17 protein-coding genes are annotated in these 19,103 nt (G+C 62.2%); 6 read left to right on the top strand and 11 right to left on the bottom strand.

Annotated elements, in window-relative coordinates; genetic code table 11:
* Positions 1-215 precede the first annotated feature (215 nt).
* Entirely contained in the window at positions 216-572 is a 357-nt protein-coding gene (locus AB4Z15_RS04705; RefSeq protein WP_442016297.1) for a hypothetical protein, read from the top strand.
* On the opposite strand, the gene AB4Z15_RS04700 is transcribed toward AB4Z15_RS04705, so the two are convergent.
* The 6 genes from AB4Z15_RS04700 to AB4Z15_RS04675 form a co-directional block, all read right to left on the bottom strand.
* On the bottom strand, positions 569-3,295 hold the full coding sequence (locus AB4Z15_RS04700; RefSeq protein WP_442016296.1) for a DUF7507 domain-containing protein: 2,727 nt from the start codon (positions 3,293-3,295) through the stop codon (positions 569-571). The genes AB4Z15_RS04705 and AB4Z15_RS04700 overlap by 4 nt on opposite strands.
* Positions 3,296-3,472: 177 nt before the next feature.
* Entirely contained in the window at positions 3,473-5,074 is a 1,602-nt protein-coding gene (locus tag AB4Z15_RS04695; protein ID WP_442016295.1) for a sigma-70 family RNA polymerase sigma factor, read from the bottom strand.
* 171 nt (positions 5,075-5,245) lie between these two features.
* The gene (locus tag AB4Z15_RS04690) at positions 5,246-5,602 is read right to left on the bottom strand and encodes a GNAT family N-acetyltransferase (RefSeq protein WP_442016294.1); all 357 of its coding nucleotides are present in this window, start codon (positions 5,600-5,602) and stop codon (positions 5,246-5,248) included.
* Positions 5,599-6,996, bottom strand: a complete 1,398-nt coding sequence (locus AB4Z15_RS04685; RefSeq protein WP_442016293.1) for an acyltransferase family protein — start codon at positions 6,994-6,996, stop codon at positions 5,599-5,601. The genes AB4Z15_RS04690 and AB4Z15_RS04685 overlap by 4 nt, the downstream gene beginning before the upstream one ends.
* 90 nt (positions 6,997-7,086) lie before the next feature.
* The gene (locus tag AB4Z15_RS04680) at positions 7,087-8,298 is read right to left on the bottom strand and encodes an amidohydrolase (RefSeq protein ID WP_442016292.1); all 1,212 of its coding nucleotides are present in this window, start codon (positions 8,296-8,298) and stop codon (positions 7,087-7,089) included.
* Positions 8,295-9,713 carry an MFS transporter gene (locus tag AB4Z15_RS04675; protein ID WP_442016291.1) on the bottom strand — a complete coding sequence of 473 codons (1,419 nt, stop codon included), beginning with the start codon at positions 9,711-9,713 and terminating at the stop codon, positions 8,295-8,297. The genes AB4Z15_RS04680 and AB4Z15_RS04675 overlap by 4 nt, the downstream gene beginning before the upstream one ends.
* A 124-nt stretch (positions 9,714-9,837) precedes the next feature.
* Between AB4Z15_RS04675 and AB4Z15_RS04670 the strand changes: the two genes are divergently transcribed.
* The gene (locus tag AB4Z15_RS04670; RefSeq protein ID WP_442016290.1) at positions 9,838-10,857 is read left to right on the top strand and encodes an Lrp/AsnC family transcriptional regulator; all 1,020 of its coding nucleotides are present in this window, start codon (positions 9,838-9,840) and stop codon (positions 10,855-10,857) included.
* Positions 10,858-10,921: 64 nt separating this feature from the next.
* The gene (locus tag AB4Z15_RS04665) at positions 10,922-11,341 is read left to right on the top strand and encodes a VOC family protein (protein WP_442016289.1); all 420 of its coding nucleotides are present in this window, start codon (positions 10,922-10,924) and stop codon (positions 11,339-11,341) included.
* Positions 11,342-11,363: 22 nt separating this feature from the next.
* On the opposite strand, the gene AB4Z15_RS04660 is transcribed toward AB4Z15_RS04665, so the two are convergent.
* The 5 genes from AB4Z15_RS04660 to AB4Z15_RS04640 form a co-directional block, all read right to left on the bottom strand.
* Positions 11,364-11,756, bottom strand: coding sequence for a DUF1304 domain-containing protein (locus AB4Z15_RS04660; RefSeq protein WP_216922597.1), 393 nt, complete (start codon positions 11,754-11,756; stop codon positions 11,364-11,366).
* A 51-nt stretch (positions 11,757-11,807) separates the two neighbouring features.
* Positions 11,808-12,698 carry a class II fructose-bisphosphate aldolase gene (locus AB4Z15_RS04655; protein ID WP_442016288.1) on the bottom strand — a complete coding sequence of 297 codons (891 nt, stop codon included), beginning with the start codon at positions 12,696-12,698 and terminating at the stop codon, positions 11,808-11,810.
* A complete protein-coding gene (locus tag AB4Z15_RS04650; RefSeq protein WP_442016287.1) occupies positions 12,698-14,167 on the bottom strand; it encodes a GntP family transporter in 1,470 nt (489 codons plus the stop codon). Before AB4Z15_RS04650 ends, AB4Z15_RS04655 begins: the two co-directional genes overlap by 1 nt.
* Before the next feature lie 96 nt (positions 14,168-14,263).
* On the bottom strand, positions 14,264-15,166 hold the full coding sequence (locus AB4Z15_RS04645; protein ID WP_442016286.1) for an NAD(P)-dependent oxidoreductase: 903 nt from the start codon (positions 15,164-15,166) through the stop codon (positions 14,264-14,266).
* Between the two features lie 36 nt (positions 15,167-15,202).
* Positions 15,203-16,690 (bottom strand): four-carbon acid sugar kinase family protein, encoded by a 1,488-nt coding sequence (locus AB4Z15_RS04640; RefSeq protein WP_442016285.1) that lies wholly within the window; start codon positions 16,688-16,690, stop codon positions 15,203-15,205.
* A 131-nt stretch (positions 16,691-16,821) separates the two neighbouring features.
* Here AB4Z15_RS04640 and AB4Z15_RS04635 point away from each other — a divergent pair, with 131 nt between their 5' ends.
* From AB4Z15_RS04635 to AB4Z15_RS04625, 3 genes are all read left to right on the top strand, one after another.
* Positions 16,822-17,625: an alpha/beta fold hydrolase gene (locus AB4Z15_RS04635; protein ID WP_442016284.1), complete on the top strand. Its 804-nt coding sequence runs from the start codon at positions 16,822-16,824 to the stop codon at positions 17,623-17,625.
* A 79-nt stretch (positions 17,626-17,704) separates the two neighbouring features.
* A complete protein-coding gene (locus tag AB4Z15_RS04630; protein ID WP_442016442.1) occupies positions 17,705-18,406 on the top strand; it encodes a FadR/GntR family transcriptional regulator in 702 nt (233 codons plus the stop codon).
* 67 nt (positions 18,407-18,473) lie between these two features.
* Positions 18,474-19,091: a nucleotidyltransferase domain-containing protein gene (locus AB4Z15_RS04625; protein WP_442002948.1), complete on the top strand. Its 618-nt coding sequence runs from the start codon at positions 18,474-18,476 to the stop codon at positions 19,089-19,091.
* Positions 19,092-19,103 lie beyond the last annotated feature (12 nt).

The raw sequence follows: 19,103 nt of genomic DNA, 5'->3' as shown, positions 1-19,103 counted from the left end.
TCATTGGGCGCTTGTTAGCAAGGTAAGCCTTACTTAGGCTTACCTTTTCGTCAAACTTTTGTGATCTATTTCGCCTGATGCCAGTATTTTCGCCGAATGTGGGGACGAGGACGCGTCGTTGACTTTTGTTGGAAGCTGGCCCCGTGGAAAATACCCCGGCTTATAGCCAAGAGCTGTAGAGTCAACGGCACAGAAACTCGACGGTTGGGGGACCAGTGGCTGACGACGTACACGAGCGGATCGGATTCCGCGAGATCGATGAACACGGGAATGCGGTGCGGGCAGTGAGTCCACACGACCCGGAAGCCCCTGAACGGGGGCGGAGGCGGGTACTCGTGAACCCCTTCGTCGTGGCCCTTTGGGTGCTGGACGCTGGGTTGGTGTGGTTTTGCTTCTGGGCTTTCGACGCCGTCGCGGCAATGACCGGTCCGACGGCGCCAAGTCCTTCAGCCCAGGTAAACTTTATGGTCCTCCAGTCCGTGCCCTACGTGATTCCAGGGACCATCCTGGTCACGGCCGCCCTCCTGTTCTGGCACGCCTGGCAGTGGCAGAAGAAACGCTCCAGTACCTAGACCTGCTCCTGACTCCGGACAGCTTTGCGGCGTCCCATTACGAACAGGACCAGACCGGAAAGGATGAGGACAGCAACCGGCAGCAAGGTAAGAGTGACTCCCGTGGAGGCCAATGCTCCGGCCGATGAATTGGTAGCGGTCACGGACTCGCCGGGCTGACCCTGCTCCTCGGGCTGTTTCGAGACTGACCCATTCGGAACGGCGCGCGATGCGGCCTCTCGTTCTGATTGAACTGCCAGCCGTTGGAAAGCCTCCGCAGTCTCCTTCTGCCCTGTCCGCGGGAATGCTATTGCCGTTGTGGCAGGATGCGTGGTTACCCACCCACCTGCCGAGGCCTTCCCCGTAGCTGTTGCCGCGTTAGTGATGTTGCCCGCTTTGACGTCCCACCACGTGAGTTTGTAGCTTGCCGAAGCAGTCACAGTTTCACCAGGCAGCAGTTCACCGGCGGCTCCGGGCCACGCGTAGGCCAGTTGCCCGCGTCCAGGCACCTGATCCTCAATGGAGACGGCCTTGAGGGCGGCGTTTCCGGCGTTCTTCGCAGTGAAGTTATATGTGATGACCTGGCCCACCTGAGCTGGATCTCCCACCGCAGAGGCATCTGCAGTAGTGGAGAATTCAAGGCGTGCATCCGGCGACAACAGCGTATCCGTGGCCACCGGCAACGAGGCCGTGAGGCCGCCGGCGCCTGGAACGCCGGCGAGCGTAGCCGAGTTGGCGACCCTACCGGCGTCGAGGTCTGTTTGGGTGATCCTGTAGGCAGCAACAGCGGTCAGTGTTTGCCCCGGTAGCAACTGGCCTGGGATTCCGGGCCACGAGTATGCCAATTCCGGAAGTCCGGCAAGGGTGTTGTTGATGACCACATCCCTCAATGGCACGTTCCCACTGTTCGTTGCCCCAAAGCTGTAGCGAATCACATCCCCCGCCTGCGCCGGCGAGTGGATAGCGGAGGCATCAGCGCCGTGAGTAAACCCGAGGCCTGGAAGTGACGCAGAGGTGCCAGCCAGAATGCAGTTGATGTCTGCGCCAGCGACGGGTGTAAGTGCAAACGGCCGGTCAACCGCTGCTCCCGCAGGCAAATTCGGTTGCAGGCCAGCCGCGTCCGTACAGGTGATGCTCCGGAGGTAATTGGACGGGATGCCGCCCGCTTCCGTGAGGTAGTAGGTAGTGCCTGCATTGGCCGTAGTCTGACCTGTGACACCACTACCAGCGGCGATGTCTGCCAAAGACCCTGAGGTAGTGGAGTGATTGATGGCATTTACCACGGGACCGGTAGGAGACCCCGCACGGATCTCCATGGTGAATTGGTCCGAGACGGCAGCGCGGGCGGTGGTCAGCGCTTTGCCCAGCGTGATCCGGGGAGCCCGGACCACGAGGGACGCCTGAGCGGGTGCGTTCAAGTTTGTTGCAATGTCCGTGGATGCGCTGGAATATGTGCCCTCGGCCGCAACTGTCACATCCACCTCAACGGTGCACGAGGCCTGACCCCGACGGAGATCGCCGCCGGAGATCGAGAGACTTCCCCTGCCGGCATCTGCCAAACGAAGGAATGGATCGGTTCCGGGAACCTGAACGCACGTTCCCCCGATGTTTGGGCGCCCGGCGATCGTCAGTCCGGAAGGGAGCACCTGGTTGATGGACCAGTCATGCTTCGCGTTGAGCTCGCTGGTATTGGTGACGGTGAGGGTCAGGGTGGAAATCCCGCCGGGGCCCACCACCGCGGGCGTGAAGGATTGCTTCAATTGCGGAGTCACGTCCATCAGGCGCACATCGTCAAAGGCGCCATCGTTCCCGTTGGTGGTGCCATTGTTGTTCCACATTTCAAGCGACAGGGACTTTCCGGTGGCTTGGATCGCCGTGTTCGACGTCATCGAGTTGATGTTGACGGTCCTGGTGACGGTTCCTGGAGTTCCGCCGACGTCGCTGGTCACTTGTTGCTGGAAGGACTCCACGTTGGGATCGTCCGAGGTTTGGCACCCGTTAAGTGGATTCCCGATGGCTGTGACCGCCCCAGCACTATCAACCGTGGCGAATTGATAGGACGGATCGCCCGCAGCCAGGCCGCAATTCATGTACGCCGTATTCAGGCCAAAAGTGTAATAGTGGCCCGCGGTCACCGGGATGGGGCTCGCCGTCCTGAACATCACTCCATCCGTGGGACCGGACGGGATGGCATCGCACGCCGATCCGCTGGAACTGCTGGACGGGCATTCAGTGTATGAGCTGTTGACGTGATTGGTACTGGGAGAAGCTGGGGTGAACTGTTGACCCATGGCCAAGGCCAACATGCGCATGTACTGATAGCTGCGGATATCCGCGAGCTCGGCACACCTGTTGTCCTTGCCTTCGGCCGCCGTTCCGGACTGCGCCCATCTGGGCGTGGTCGAATTCCGGTAGCTCAGGATAACGCCATTGCACCTGGAGGCGTCGATCCAAGCTGGAGAACCTGTGTACGACTGGCCGCCCTTGCCAACATAATGCTTTGACCCGGAAGCGGAGTAGGACTGCGCACCCAGGGCGGAGTTGGGGCTGCCGTGCTCGAAATTCTCCGAAAACACCACAGTGCCAGGCTGCGTAGCATCGGGCGTCGAGGATGTTGACGGGGTAGGTGGCTTTGATGGCGTTACCGCCTGCGCAGGAGAAAGTTGAAGGCCGCCCAGCGCTGAAGCAGCGGTAAGGGTGGAGAGAAGTATCACCAAGGTTCTGGCCAGGAGAGAATTCTTCACGGCTGTTGCTTATCTTTCCATCGTCCCCAAGCGCCCCAGGCTCAAGTCCCAGGCAGCTGCGCTTGGTGCTTCCGCTTCCAAGGAAGCCGATGCGCACAGATATTGTCAGCCTCTTAGTGTTGGCCACGGCCGAATCGTGACGGAGAAAATAGAAAAAGTTTTGGAAGCCGCCAGCGCCTAGTGAAAACCGTTGGCGAAGGACTTGGTAAGGACGTGTTGACCGCCGAATTGATAGTTCAACGTGCTGCCAACTTCCGGATTCCCAAGGGAAACGCCCATCTTGAATGCCAGGCTGGCCGATTCGATGGACGCCGTGGTGCAGCGGATCAACCGATTGTCCGCAGCAGGATCTGAGCAGGCCCATCCGGTCGGTGCCGAGAATTTCCCCGGGATGAAGGTGGCATTCTCCGGCAAGCTGAAGGTTGTTTCACCGGAACCTGATGCCGGGCCTCCCAGAAGTGAAAAGCCCACACTGATATCGCGCTCGAGTACTCCGCCCCCAGCTTCCATGCCAAAAACAGCGTCGACCGTCTGTGACGGGGCAGCCGTTGAAGGCGTGGCCTCGGTGGTCGAGGACACTGTTCCGGAGTTCGTGACGACTGCTGCCCGCTGCTTGGCAATTTCCTCGAACACAGGATGCGGCCGAACCTCTACGGGTACAAAAGGTTGCGGCAACTGCATCGCTGACTGAGCTGGGGACGGCACGATGGGTGCGTTCGTTGTGGGGCTGGACGCCGAGGGGCTGGACGCCGTGGGGCTGGATGCCGAGGGTGACGCGGCGGAGGTGCTTGGAGCATCGCCGGCGTTATTGACCTGGGCACCGGACTGCCCGAACCACGCGACCAGACCAAAAATCGCCACCCCTGCAGCAACGGCCGCAGCAGCAGCAACCTTCCCCACGTGGCCGAGGGATCGAACGGTTGCCGGGCCTTCCCCTGTGAGGGTGGAAGAGTTCGATGCTGAGAGCAATCCCGCAACCGCGCCAGGCGTCAACACGATGCCGGTCACCAGGGGGAAGAGAGCCGCCCGCATGGCACCTTGGATGTGATTGAGTTCAAACAGCAGTGCAGTGCACTTTGAGCACGTCTCCAGATGCGCAGTGACCTTTTCGTGTGAGGTCCGTTTCAGGGCGTTCCGTGCATATTTGCCCAACTGGCCGGAATACTCCGAACACTCATCGTCCGGAGCCACCACCACGTGGTTTTGCAAATAAGCCTGACGCAGTCCCTCCCTTGCCCGTATGAGCAGAGACGACACTCCATTGGGGCTGATACCTATGAACGGCGCAGCAGCGGCGGGCTTCATGCCCTCAATGTCCACATGCCAGAGCACCGCTTGCCAACGTTCTGGCAGCGACTTGAACGCCGCCGCCACGGCCGAGGATTCGAATTCCTTCAGGATGGGATCAGCATCGACGACGGCGGTATCCAGCATGGCGTCGTCAGGGGCGGACTGGGTGAGCCTTGCTTTCCGGTTCCGTGCATGCGCCGTCCGCTGCACGACTGTCAGCAGGTAGGCGCGAAAGAACTCCCGCGGTCCTTTGCCGCTGCTAAGGGCTTGGAACACTGATGCGAATGCCTCGGCAACGATGTCGTCGGCGTCACTCGGGTTATCAGTATTCGCCCGCGCAACGTATTGCGCAGCAGCCAAATGCCGCCGGTACAACGAGTCGAAGGCATCGGTGTCGCCTCCGCGGACCATCGCAATTATTACCTGATCAGTGACTGGTCCAGCGGTGATGGTTCCGCCGCTGGAACCAGTATCAAAATCGCTCCCCATAAGCCCAGTGTGACAGCAAATTCCGGGATGACTTGAATCGCAGGGTACTTACGACTAGGGGGTTAAATTACTCGCAATTTCAGCGACACGATCCGGCAGGAAGGTGCACTATTCAGTTGGGAGGCGTCCATTATCAGCGCCCCTGCAGGCGTCAAACGAGACCCGAAAACCCTACTCGTTCTCCGGCTCGCCCACGGGTTTCTCGGCAGGCCAATCGACGTCCTGCTCGTAGCCCTCATGCTTCTGCAGGTATGCGGCGATGTACGGGCAATGCGGAATGATGCGCTTACCGGATGCCACCACATCGTCCAAGGCAAAATGTGCCAGCACCTTGGCCAGCCCCTGGCCTTTGAACTGCGACTTTGTCTCGGTATGGGTGAAATCGATGTGACCGGGCCTATCGATGAATTGGGAAATCACCGCCAACTCCCCGTCTACACGGAGTTCATAGCGATGGAATTTGTCGTTTCGAACTGTGGTGACGCCAGCGCGGAACGAGTCTGCCAATGATTCAGTGTGCTCGGTCATGATTCGAGATTGGCACGTAAACCCTGCGCTGGCAATGTGGACCGCTTTACCCCGGGCGTTGGCGTCCCGTCCGGCCCGGACAGCGGCAGCACCGGCGTCGGGACCCTGCCAAGCAGCAGGACTGCGAGCGCGAAGCAGGCAGCTCCCCCGCCCAGGAGCGCCAGCGTCAGACCGTTGAAGGCGGCATCGGCAACGGGGATAAGGACCACGACGGCGGCGGTCACCACAGCGGTGCGTGAGGGACCCCGGGCGTGGCTGGCCGCCGTCGGACGGTTCTCGAGGCGGCCAAGGAGCAGCACCACCGGCAGCAGCAGGGCTATGACGGCGAAGAAGACGGGGATGCGTGCCCACCACCATTCCGCTGTGCCCGCGGCCGGTTTGGGGAAGTCGGCGAGCAAGAGGAGTCCGGACATGCCCACCAGGAGAGGAAGATGCCAGAGGTAAACGGTCATGGACCGGCGGCCCGCCACCGCGATGATCGTCTGGACCCAACGCACAGAGGCGATCCAGCGTATGCCTTTGCCCAGAAGTTGGAGCGTGGCAGTCTGTGAAATGGCCAGCAGAAGCAGGCAAAGATTGGGTGGGTTGATGTTCACCACCATGTTGCCCGGATATACGCCGACACCGGTCACCAGCCCGAGCAACACATTACTGACCAGGATCGCCCCTACCAGCCAGGTTCTGCTGCGACGCTCAAAAAAGCCGTCGGCCATGAGGAATCCGAGCTGCTGGACTGCGCACCAGACAAACACCATGTTGACGAAGGCAAGAACCGGGACGGCGCCGCGGAGGGAGTCGACGGTAATGATCAGCGCTACGAGAATGCCCAAAGTTGACAGTGGGGCACGCTGATGGAGCCGGGCCATAAGCGGGATGCTGACTTGTGCTGTGAGGTACGCGGCCAGGAACCAGAGGGGCATCGCGGCCCCGGTGGTCATCAACTGGATCACCTGTGGATCAACGCCGAGGAGCAGGGCCGCCCACAGCCCCGCCCACATCGCGGCGAGCAGGGCCATGGCGGGGCGGACCAGGCGAAGCAGTCGCAGCTGGGCGAAGTCGAAGCCTGTGCCGCCGCGTGCTTTCAAGCGCCGCCACGACTGCAACCCAGTGACGCCGCCCAGGACGAAGAACAACGGGACGATCATGAGCACCCAAACCACCGGCGTGAACCAGCTTTGCTCCATGAGTGTGTTTCCCGTGGTGACTTTCCCGTCCCTGTGCAGAACGGGGCTCACCATCATGCAGTGGGCTGCGACCACCAGAAGGAGGCAGATGAAGCGGACCAGGTCGATTGCTGGATCACGCTGCACAGACGGTTCCAGCTGCACAGCTGAGGCTCCCGGCACAGCCGCGCTCCGGCTGGCGGGAGGCGGAACCGGCTTTGCCCGCTGCATGGCCCTCCCTACAAATACACGCCCCTGCGTGTTGACTCCATTGTCCGCCCCGGGTGCCGCGGGGACCAGCGGTGCTCCCGCGGCCGGGTGCTACTGGCGCGTTCTGCCCAGTAACCGCCTCCGTTCCTCCGGCTCCAAGGCGGCAGCAGACGCGGCCGCGGCAAGGCCAAACGATCCGTCAAGTACGGCCTGGTCGGCGCCGGCTGAAGCGCCAAAGGCCGCGAACTCGGCTGTGTGATGGGCGGCGCCACGAACGTCGTAGCCAACCATGGGGTGGATGGTTGGCACCAGTTGAGAGACGTTCCCCATATCCGTTGAGGCCACTGGCTCGGCATTGAAGACAACGTCCCGTCCGATGGCCGTCATGGCTGCCCGGTAGGCATCCGACAGGAACGGGTCTTGTCGGAGTTCGGCGTAGTCATTGCCGGTTGGTGTGACTTCCAGCGTGCAACCGCTGGCGTGGGCGCCTGCTTCGAGGCAGCGCCGGACCTTGTCCTGGATGATTCGCAGCTTCTGGATGCTCGGAGCCCGCATCTCAACGCTCGCCCGTGCACGCTCGGGGATGACGTTGACGGCGCTTCCGCCCTCGGTGACGATCAGCGAAATGATCGACGCGATCGGGAGTTGTTGCCTCGCCAGCGCAATGGCCGTCTGCGCGACGACAAGTGCGTCCAGGGCGTTGACTCCTTCCATCGGGGCAGCAGCGGCGTGGGCCGACCGGCCTTCGAACAGGACGTCCCACATGGACATCGCCAACGACGAACCTCCCACTACGTCGGCCGCACCTGCGTGAACCATCATCGCCAGCGAGACGTCCTCGAAGAAGCCTTCCGCGATCAGGTCCACTTTGCCGCCTGTAGTCTCCTCCGCCGGCGTTCCGAACACCTTGACAGTGATGCCGAGCTCGTCGGCCACCGCCGCCAGGGCCAGCGCTGCTCCGACAGCACTGGCAGCATTGACGTTGTGCCCGCAGGCGTGGCCGATGTCCGGCAGGGCGTCATACTCAACGCAGAGGGCCACCACGAGTTCACCGCTTCCGTAGCTCGCACTGAAGGCGGTGGCGTGGAGTGGCTGGCGATCATCGAAGCGGAAGCCAGCCGTATGGAGCAGCCGCCTGACGCGCTTGATGGCACGGAACTCCTGGCCGCCGAGCTCCGGATCGGCGTGGATGGCGTGGCTGAGGTTCAGCAGGTCCGGCTTCCACCGCTCGATGGCGGCCTTCAGTGGGACCTCGATCTCGCGTTGGGATACGCGTACGACGGCGGCGCCGCGGCTCGTGCTGTTAAGACCAGTGGCGATCATGCGGACACCCCTGCGTTCTCGCGCTTCGGGTAGCGGGCGCTTGCCGCGGCCGCGACCAGTGCGGCCATAGCCAGGGCTCCCCAGATGGACAGAAGCCCGGCCTCAGTGATGCGGCCGGATTCGACGGAGACTGAGGACAGCAGCTTCACGACCGCGGCACCCACCGCGATTCCAACGGAAAGGGCCAACTCGTTGAGCCCGGCCGCCGTCGACGTTTCTTCCAAGGGAACACCTTCCACGGACAGCGAGCGGGTGCCTGCCTGGTACATTCCCAGGCTCAGGTTGAACATTGCAAAACCGGTGCAGTAACCGGGCAAAGTCCCGTGGGCCACGATCATCACCAGGAATCCGCTTACGAGCAGCAGTCCGGCGAATACCAAGGTGGCACGTTCGCCGAATCGGCGCAGGGCCCGTGCCGTCAACAGCGAGGAAACCAGTGAGAGAACCGAAGCCAAGGCCAACACAACCGCGATCATCAGTGGGCTGAGCGCGAACCCATATCCGGTCTTGTCCGGGTTGGAATGCAGGAAGATGCCGTTGGTGCCGAAGTAGCTGATGGAAGCGAAGCCGAAGAAGAACGTGGCCATGGAAATGGCGCGGATCCGGGGAATTGCCAGCATCCGCAGGTCAACGAACCGGCTGCCGTGGGCGCCGCTGTAGTCGCGCTTTACCCAGTAGGCCAGCAAGGCGAGCCCCAACAGGCCAGCAATCAAAGTCCGGGCATCCAGCCAACCCCATTCAGGTGCCATCGAGAGCGCCACAACAAAACCAATCAGCCCGAGCGAGCAAGCCAGCAACGGCGCCAGTGCGATGCCCTCACGAGTCGACACTCCGGCGTCGGGCAGTAAGAAGGAAGAGATGAAGGCGACCACTGCGAAGGGAACAGCCACCCAGAAGCCGAGCGTCGGATTGGTGACCCCAACGATTCCGGCGAGGAGCCCGCCTGCTCCCACCATGATCATGAGCATCCCGATCATGACGCTCACGCCAGTGCGCGTGTGTCCAGGGCTGCTAACGCGCAGGATGCCCATCATGAGGGGGATGAAGCCCACCACACAGGTAAGCATGACCACGCCAATCGTCACCGTCCACAGCGTGGGCCACAACGCCATCTGAAGCACTCCGAGCGTCACCACACCTGTGGACCAGCGCAGCACCAGCCTGTATCCATAGCTGTCGCCCAGCCTTGAAATGATCGGGGTGAGGACCGCAAAGCTCACGTTGGAGATCAGGAAGATGCCGTTGATGGTTGGATCGTCAATGTCGAAGACGGGTCCGAGCGCGGGAAGGATGGGGTTCAGGTACCCCTGGGTGACTCCGCTCAATGATTCAATCAATGCCATTGCGAAGATCATTCCCGCAATGGACCGGCGCGTCGTTCCTGACGTCGCCGCTGGTGCTGTCTTGCTTGCCATGTGCTTCCTTGTGGTCTTGGGCCTGTTGAGGCTAGCCCGCCGATTAGTGATGCGAGTCACGACGATATGGCCGTCGCCTAGACTGATCTCGAAATCGTTTGAAATACACATCAGATGGGCGAAAGTGAACGAATCAGCCATAATTTCCGAACTGGACCTCGAAATTGTGAATGCACTCCAGATCAATCCACGCGCCGAATGGAGCCGGATTGCCGACGCCCTTGGCCTGTCCGCGCCCACTGTGGCGAGGAGATGGAACGCCCTCGCCAGCCAGGGCCAGGCGTGGATCACCCCTGCACCTGGCCAGCGTTATCTCAGCGCCGGGTGGTCTGCGTTCATTCATTTGTCGTCCTTGCCCAGCGAGAGCGAGGCCCTGATCGAACGGCTGTGCGCTGAGCCTGCGTTCGGCACTGTTTCTTTGGTGACGGGCTCGCACGACCTCTTCATGGACTGCTTTGCGTCCAGCCACGAGGAGCTGATGGATATCGTCACCGGCGCCTTTCCAAAACTGCCCGGCGTCACACGTCGCGAGGTCGTTTTCGTCACCAAGCTGTACCGGCAGGCCTCGGAATGGCGCAGCGGAACCCTGGAACCGGCGCGCGCCCGGCTCATGTCAGCGGAGCCCCTGCCCGAGCACCCCGCCTACGCCCCGGACAGGCTCGATGCAGCGTTATTGGAAGAGTTGGCCAAGGATGGCAGGGCAAGTTGGGCCGAGTTGGGTGCCGCCTGCCGCGTTTCGCCTCAAACAGCCCGACGGCGGGTTGAACGGTTCCTTGCGACCGGCTACATGACGCTGAGATGCGATTCGTCCACGTCCGCCCAGCAGGGGCTCCGGGAAGTGACGCTTGTCCTGAACGTTCCGGCCGAGTACGTTGACGGCGTCGGACGCTTCTTCGCTGCCTTGCCCAATTGCCGGCTTAGTGCCCAAGTCCTTGGCGCACAGAACCTGCTGGTCACCCTGTGGGTCCGTGACTATCTGGAAGTCCAAGCCTACGAACGCGAACTGGCCCAGCGGGCTCCGGGAACTGCAGTCATGTCCAGGCAGGCGGTAGTCCGGACTTACAAGCGGCTCGGCCATGTCCTTGATGCAGCAGGTTGCAGCCGCACCGTGGTCCCCCTGCCTCTCTGGAGGGAACCTTACTAAGCGTTATCCACAACTGCCTGTCGTGCTCTGGACGGGATGACGAAACACCGGCAGGATCGAACCCATGACTACGTCCATTTTCGTGAACCTGCCCGTCAGCGACCTCGAGGCCTCCACGGCCTTCTACACGGCCCTTGGCTACTCCATCAATCCAAACTTCACCGATGAGACAGCCGCTTGCGTCGTCTTCAGCGACACCATCTACACAATGCTCCTGACGCACGACAAGTTCAGCCAGTTCACCGATCAGCCCATCGCGGACACCCGGAACTCGGCTGCGGCCGTTGTTGCCATCTCCGCCGACAGCCGTGAAGGTGTTGATGCCCTGGCCACTAAGGCGCTCGAAGCCGGAGGTTCCGAGACGTACGATCCCAAGGACCTCGGATTCATGTACAGCAGGGCGTTCCGCGACCTCGACGGCCACCACTGGGAGGTTGTCTATATGGACCAGGCCGCAGCGCAGAGTGGCCCGCCGGAGCACTAAGGCGGCATCGGCCCCGCTGGCTCTAGCCCAGCGCCAAAGCCAGCACGCCAAGCACGACGGCGAGCAGCGGCGTTGTCCCCTGGAGAACCGCAGGGCGGAGGTACTTTTTGCCGCTCGCTGCGAGCACCAGCGCCGCAAGGAGCATGGAACCGCAGCAGCTGAATACGAGGGTCCAGCCAACTTGGGGCGCACCCATGGCCACTGCGATGATGCCTATCAGTGCGCCAATGGCCAGGAACAGATTGTAGAAGCCCTGGTTGTAGGCGAGCGGCTTGGTGGTTTCGGCATCAGCCTGCGACGTGACGCTGAACCGCTTCCATGTGGCTGGCTTGGTCCAGGTGATGGACTCCATCGTGAAGATGTACACGTGGAGCAACGCCGCAAGCAGGGCAAAAATCAGGGAGGCCAGGATCATGGTCTGATCCTAGCCTCCCTGCGTTACAGAGCCTGTGAGGGCGGGGTTGTGTCAGTCACTCAGCATCGCCAGCGTTGCTCCGGCGAAGGACCACGCGGAACCATTCCATCGAGCCAGCAGGCCTTGGAGGTTCTCACCGTCTGCCCGGTGCGCGGGGGTTTCGGCTTCAAGGGTGGCCAGGATTCCGGTGCGCAGCTCGGTGTTGAAGTTCACCTTGCCGACCTGCATGGAAGGAGCTTTTGCGAGCTGCTCAGCCGGGATGCCTGAGGCGCCATGCAGCACCAAAGGCACGTCCGTCCGCGCAGCAACTTCCTGGAGTACGTCCCAGCGGATGTTGGGCTCACCCTTGTACTTTCCGTGGACGTTACCCACGGCTACCGCCAGGAGTTGGGCACCAGTGCGTGCAACGAAGTCCGCCACCTGCGGAGGGTCAGTCAGCCCGGCGACTGAAGTACCGGCGTCGGACGGGCCGGCGTCGGGCGCTGGATCTTCAGTACCGAAAGCCTTGTCTTCGTCACCGGCGAGGCCGCCAAGTTCTGCTTCGATCACGACGTCGAACGCGCCCTGGGCATCCAAGGCGGCACGGACTTCGCGGACCAAGGCGATGTTGTCCTCGTAGGCCATGGACGAACCGTCGGCCAGGACTGCATCCGCTCCGGCCGCAACGGAATCCTTGATTACCTGCAGGTTCGAGGCGTGGTCCAGCTGGACGGACACCGGAACGCTGGCGTCGTCGGCAAGGCCGCGAAGTGCTGCGATGAGCCTGAGCCCGTTCGGCGTGGATGCCGTCTTGGGTGCTACCAGCAGGATCACACCGAGCCTGGCTTCCTCCGCCGCCGACACAACGGCCAACGCAGTGGTGAAGTCGTAGCAGGTGAAAGCCGGAACAGCAGAGCCATCAGCCAGGGCGGAGATGACCAGCTGATCGAGTTTGGCGCGCATTAGTGTGCCAAACCTCCCACCAGGATCCATGCGACGTACGTCAGTACGAAGCCGGCCAGGCCGAGGATCGTGGTGAGGACTGTCCAGGTCTTGAGACCGTCGGTCACGGTAAGCCCGTAGTACCTGATCACGGTCCAGAAACCAGCATCCGTCACGTGGGACAGCCCCAAGGCGCCGAATCCGATGGCGATCACGATCACAGCGATCTGGGCGGGCGTGTAGCCGCCTTCCATCACAGCGGAGGTAAGCAGGCCCGTCGTCGTGACAATGGCGACCGTTGCCGAACCCTGGGCAGCCCGGAGTGCCAGGGAGATGACGAAGCCGAGCACGATCACCGGCAAGCCCAAGCTGTCCAGGGTGTGGGACAGGGCTGCGCCGATGCCGGAGGTGCGGAGGACTTCACCGAACACGCCCCCCGCCGCGACAACCATGAGGATGGAGGCAATGGGAGGAAGTGCGCCTTCGAAGATCTCGCCGGTTTCCTTGAGCGACCAGTTGCGGCGAACGGCCAGCAGGAAGAAGGAGAGGGCTACCGCCACGAGGAGCGCGAAGAACGGGTTGCCGATGAACGCGGCCACGCCGTACCAGTAGTTGTCCTTGGCAATGGTCAGCGTTCCCAAGGTGCCCACGAGGATCTGGACGATCGGAGCGGCGATCAGGAACATGATCAGGCCCGGACGGGGAGGAGCGATGGCGCGGGCGCCGGGGCCGTCATGGCCGACATGCACGAGGGCGTCAGCAGAACCGAACTCGTCCACCTGCGCCTTGACACCCGGGAGCAGTTCGTAATCTTTGCGGTTCATGATGCTGGCTACCCAGTAGGACAGGAAGCCGAGCGGCACGCAGATGATCAGGGAGATAAGAGTGATGAGCCCAATGTCGGCACCAAAGACACCGGCGCCGGCAACGATTCCCGGGTGGGGCGGCACAGCCACGTGAATGGACAGCATGATGCCGGCCATGGGCAGGCCGAACTTGATCGGGTGAACGTTTGCGATCTTGGCGAACGCGTAGACAATCGGGACGAGGACGATGACGCCCACCTCGAAGAACACCGGAATCGCCACGAGGAAGCCCACGGCCGTCAATGCGATGGCGACGCGCTTGGCTCCGAGCTTCTCCGTGAAGTGTGTTGCCAACGACTGCACGCCGCCGGACACCTCGATCATGCGGCCAAGAATGGCGCCGAGCGCAATCAACAAAGCAACCTTGCCCATAGTGCTGCCAACGCCGTTGGCCACCACCGTGAAGATGTCCTTGAGCGGAATCTGGGCCGCTACACCTACCAGGATGCTGACAGCCAACAGGGCAACAAAGGCCTGGATCTTGAAGCGGATGATCAACACCAGCAGCAGGGCAATGCCCGCGGCGGCGATAGTCAGCAACAGGGGTGTTCCCAGTTCCACTGCCGGTTTGATAGCGGGGGCGTCAGCAGCCCGGACCATCAACGAGTTGATGAGGGGATTCATTGGGGGTGTCTCCTTTGACAAACCAGTCTAAAAGACCGGCGGGAGGTGGCGACGACGGCGAAGGGGGGACCGCCGTCGTCGCGGGTTTTTGGTGGGTTAGTTGGTGCGCTTTGTGGGCGCGACAACCTTGATGACGGCGGAGTCGTCGGCGGCGGCGAGGCCCTGGGCCTGGCCGAGAAGGTAAAGCTGTTCTGCGGCGGCAGCAACGGGCGCGGCAAGGCCGGCAGCGCGGGTGGCCTTGCCGACGATGCCCATGTCCTTGACGAAGATATCCAGCCGGCTGAGGACCTCGGCTCCATCTTCGGTATAGGCCTCCAGGATGCGGGGGCCGCGGTTGGAGAGCATGAAGGAGCCCGCAGCGCCGGCTTCGAGGGCGGCGAGGGTCTTCGCCTGATCCAGACCCAGTGCATCCGCCAGGGCCATGGCCTCGGCAGCAGCGGCGATATGTACACCGCACAAAAGCTGGTTGACGGTCTTGAGGGCCTGGCCATCGCCGGGCTTGTCGCCAACAATGCTCAGGGTGGACGCCAGCAGCTCCAGTGCTGGCCGCGCCTTTTCAAGGGCCTCTGGTTGGGCTCCAACAACAATCAGCAGGTCACCTTCACCCGCGCGCTTCGGGCCGCCGGACAACGGAGCATCCACCAGCGCGACGCCGTACCCGGCTAGCTTTTCGACTGTCGCCGGGATGGCCTCGGTCCCAACAGTGCTGCCGAGGATCACGACGGCGCCCGGCTTCAGAACCGTGGCAACGCCGTTTTCGCCGAACAGGACATCGTTGAGCTGCTCCCCGTTGCGAACGGCCAGGAGCAGCGCGTCGGCATCCTGCGACGCTTCGCGGGCAGAAGCGAAAGTCTTGATACCGGCTGCTGCAGCGAGCTCCAGGCGGGGTTCGGCGATGTCGAAACCGTGGACGGTCAACTCAGAGGCCAAGCGGGTAGCCATGGGCAGGCCCATGGCGCCGAGGCCCAGAACTGTGATGGTGTAGTTGCTGCTGGTCATGGTGTTCTCCATTGAATTTTGTGGGCTTCCGGGAGTTTAGAAAGTGGCGCTGAGTTTGCGGGTGACCTGGGCGAGCGATTGGTCATCGCCCACGTTGCCGGCGAACACGATGTACGGGATGCCTTTCGCGGGGCCATCCACCGGTTCCCAGAGCGAGACGATGCCCGGCAGCATGGGCCCGCGGACGATCGCGTGGCGGATCTCCAGTCCGTGCGCTGCCACATCCGAGGACGTGATGCCGCCCTTGGCGATGACGAACCGCGGCGCGAAGGTTTTCAACGTCCGGTTCACTACATTCACGACGGCGGCGGAGACGGTGCGGGCGATCTTCAGGCTCGCTGCGGCGTCGTCGGTCTTGATGAGCAGGCGGCTGGTGTGGACGATGACGTCGCCTTGGTGGAGGGCGTCGACGACGTCGGACACCACCGTGGCGATGTAACCGTCAGCTTGAGGAGCCAGCAGCTGCTCAACGTCGATCTCGATAATGCGCGCAGAACTGTGCGCGGCCGTCAAGGCGCTGAGCTGGCGGGTTGTCACACCGACGTGGGAGCCGACCACGATCAGGCCGCCGGCTGCGGAGGGAGTATTGCCTGCGTACGCTTCTTCGGAGGTCAAGGCGGTGCGGATTTCCTGGCCGATCCGGCCTCGGACGAACGGGGGGCCTACGCGGTAGAGGAGCTTCTTGCCGCGGCGTTCGGCTTCTTCCAGGCCAAGCGCGAGGGCACGGAGGTCGTTCTCTGTGACGATGTCCGCCACGATCGGAGTCGAGTTGGTGGCGGACTCGAGGGCGTCGGCGATCGCTTTGGCCGAAATGGCGGGATCCTGGGCGGAGGCCCCGGCGCGGATAATGTTCAGGTCCAGGACGATCACGTCGCTGTCCTGGAACCTGCCCTGCGACTTCTCCTGCACATACTTGGCCATCTCGGAGTTGGCGAACCCAAAGCTGGCGTCCTTGGCGAATTCCGTCTCTGCCACGGGGGTGAGCTTGCCGGCATCTTCTCCGGTGCCGCGCATGTAGTGCACGCCGCCGATGGTGACCCTTCCGGCGTCGGGGAATGCTGGGACAATTACTACGCCGTGAGTGGTTTCACCGGTCTCGGCCGCAACCGTGGCGGCAATGACATCCGGTTCCAGCGGGTAGTGGCCACGCAGGGTGGAGTCGCTGCGGCTGACGAAGCCCAGCCTCAAGTTGCCGGCTGCCGCCGCGAGTGCGTTGCGAACGATTTCCTCATTCCGCACTGCCGCCTCGGCCGGGTCCAGGCTGCGGGTGTTGGTCAGGACGTACACGGCGGGCTTGGTTTGGCTCTCCCGTATGTAGGCAAAGGCCCAGGCAAAATCAGCGACGTCCCAACGGGTGAGGACGGCGAGGTCCGAAACAGACTGTGTTCCGGTGGGGTCGTCATCAAGAACGACCAGGACGCGTGGGGCCTCAGCTGACGACGCAGCAACAGCGTCAGCAACCAGCTGGGCAGGAATGTGGACTTCCGCCGGGAAAGCGGCCAGAACGTCGGCTTCAAGGGTCACTGTGCACTCCATCGTGGGAAATCTTTGCAGCGGTTTCGTGAATGTAAGATGTCAGACATCTAACATTTCATAGCCAGTGTGACACAGCGCTCTTCCCGGCGCAAGATGCCCTGCGTCACTAGTCTGGAGACATGGCCGGCACCGCAGTTCCACTCCCGTTCGTAGAGGTCCGCACCCCCGCGTCTTCCTCGGGCGAGCAAGTTCCCGTTGTGCTGATTCACGGCTGGGCCTCGGGCTCCGTGTACTGGGAGCCGCTCGCGAAAATACTGCTCGACGCCGGACGCGAAGTTTGGATTCTCGACCTCCCGGGCTATCACCCGGGTCAGGACCTGCCGTCCGACTTCTCATGGACGCTGGACACCGCCGCCGCTTCGGTTGCAGCCGCGATCCGCACCCGCACAGAAGGGCCAGTGCATCTTGTGGGGCATTCAATGGGCGGCAGCGTCTCGCTGACCCTGGCAGCGGAGCATCCAGATCTAGTGGCAACAGTGACGCTGGTAGGAATGGTTCCGGCACCTCAAAACGAGGCGTTCAAGAACCTCTTGGTGTCGCAGCTCCGGCAGGGATTTTTCGACGCCGATACCAAGCTGAAGCTCATGAATGCTTGGTACGGGGACCTCTCCGCGGACGACATGGAGTTGCTCGGCAAAGGATTCGATACGCCGTTCGAAGTTCTGTCCGCCAGCGCCCGGGCGGCCATGACCGGCGTCGAACCTTCAGTGCCCAGCCGCGTTCAGGCGCCGCTGCTGGTGATTGCTGGAACGGGCGACCGCGTGCGGTCAATCGACCAGATGATTGCGTTCGTCGCGGCAAGCCCAACACGCACCTTGAAGGCAATTCCCGAGGCGGGCCACAACGTCCACTGGGAGCAGCCGGAAGAATGTGCCAAGACTTTGTGTGAATTTTGGAAAACGACCTGGCCACGGCCAGCGTAAGATGTCTGACAACCATCCGCGCCTGGAGGAAAACATCCATGAGGTGCCGGACGGTCTGAATTACAGGAAATGGGGATACATGGCACGCAAGTCGCTGGTGGGCGTCGTTGCTGATGAGCTGCTGGACCGGATCATCGCGGGCGAGTTCCCGCCGGGGACGATTGTCCCTGGCGAACTGGAGCTCAGCGCCCGGCACGAGGTGAGCCGCATGACCGTGCGCGAAGCCATGAAGACCCTTGAGGCGCAGCGGATCCTCAGCGTGGAACGTGGCCGCGGTACGTTCGTTAATCCGCTGAACCAGTGGGCATCCCTGGAGGCCGTCCTGCGTGCGGCATCCGAAGGAACCAAAGACGCGGCAGCTGCCGTCCAGCTCATCGAGCTACGCCGGATGCTGGAGACCGGCGCCTGCGAACTCGCTGCGGAACGTATCTCCGACGACGAGCTGATCAGCCTCAAAGAGCATGTTGAAAAGATGCAAGCCGCGCACGAGGTTAATGACGTGGCCGCCTTTGTGGAAGCCGACCTCGCCTTCCACGATGTCATCCTCCATGCCTCGGGCAACGTGTTCGTGGCAGTACTGTTCGAGCCACTGCATCGTGTACTCGAAGCGCGGCGCACTGAGACCTCAGCTTTCGCTGACATTCAGGAGCACGCGATCGGCCATCACAGGAAAATCGCGGCGGCCTTGGAATCACGGAATCCGCACGAGGCACGGCTGGCCATGGACGCCCATATGCAGCAGACCTTGGACGACCTGAAGACGTACGTCCTGGAGGCGTAGCCCAACTGGCTCGACGGATGTCTACTATTGTACTTATAAGTGCACAATAGTAGATCCGGGAGACGCCATGCGGCTGCAGAACCCGCTGACGACCATCAGCCCCACGCTTGACATGGGTGTCCTGTACGTCCTGGCGCGCGCTGATGCCGAGTTCACAGCCCCCAACCTCTCCAACCTTCTTCCCGAGCGCAGTTCCCTTGCCGGCGTCCGCAAGGCCCTGATTCGCCTCGTCGCTCAGGGCATCGTCTTGGACAAGGTGGCCGGAAGAACGCACGTTTTCCGGCTCAACCGTGATCACCTTTTGGCCGAGGCAGTGATCGCGATGGCCTTATCAAAAGATCGCCTCTTCGCCCGCATCCGGAGCGAAATCGAGATGTGGGAATTCTCGCCCATTGTCGTCACGATCTTTGGCTCAGCTGCACGTAATGACATGCGCAACGATAGCGATATAGACCTTTTCATAGCCCTCAATGACCCCAGTGACGAGTCGCAGGCTGACACCAGGATTGCGCAGCTGGCCGCCGATGTCAGTGCGTGGACAGGCAACGACACGCGGCCCCTGGTCTATCTGGAGTCCGAAGTTGCACCCTCCCCGATCTTCGATTCGATCATCACCGACGGGTACACACTTTTCGGCGACGCTACCTGGCTGAGGCGCGTACTACGCGCCGACAGCGTCGCGTAAAATGAGGACCGC

Origin of the sequence: Paenarthrobacter sp. 2TAF44 (assembly GCF_052114885.1) — a bacterium.
Lineage (GTDB): Bacteria > Actinomycetota > Actinomycetes > Actinomycetales > Micrococcaceae > Arthrobacter.
The sequence above is the reverse complement of the archived record's forward strand: the minus strand, read 5'-3'. Positions and strand labels throughout refer to the sequence as shown.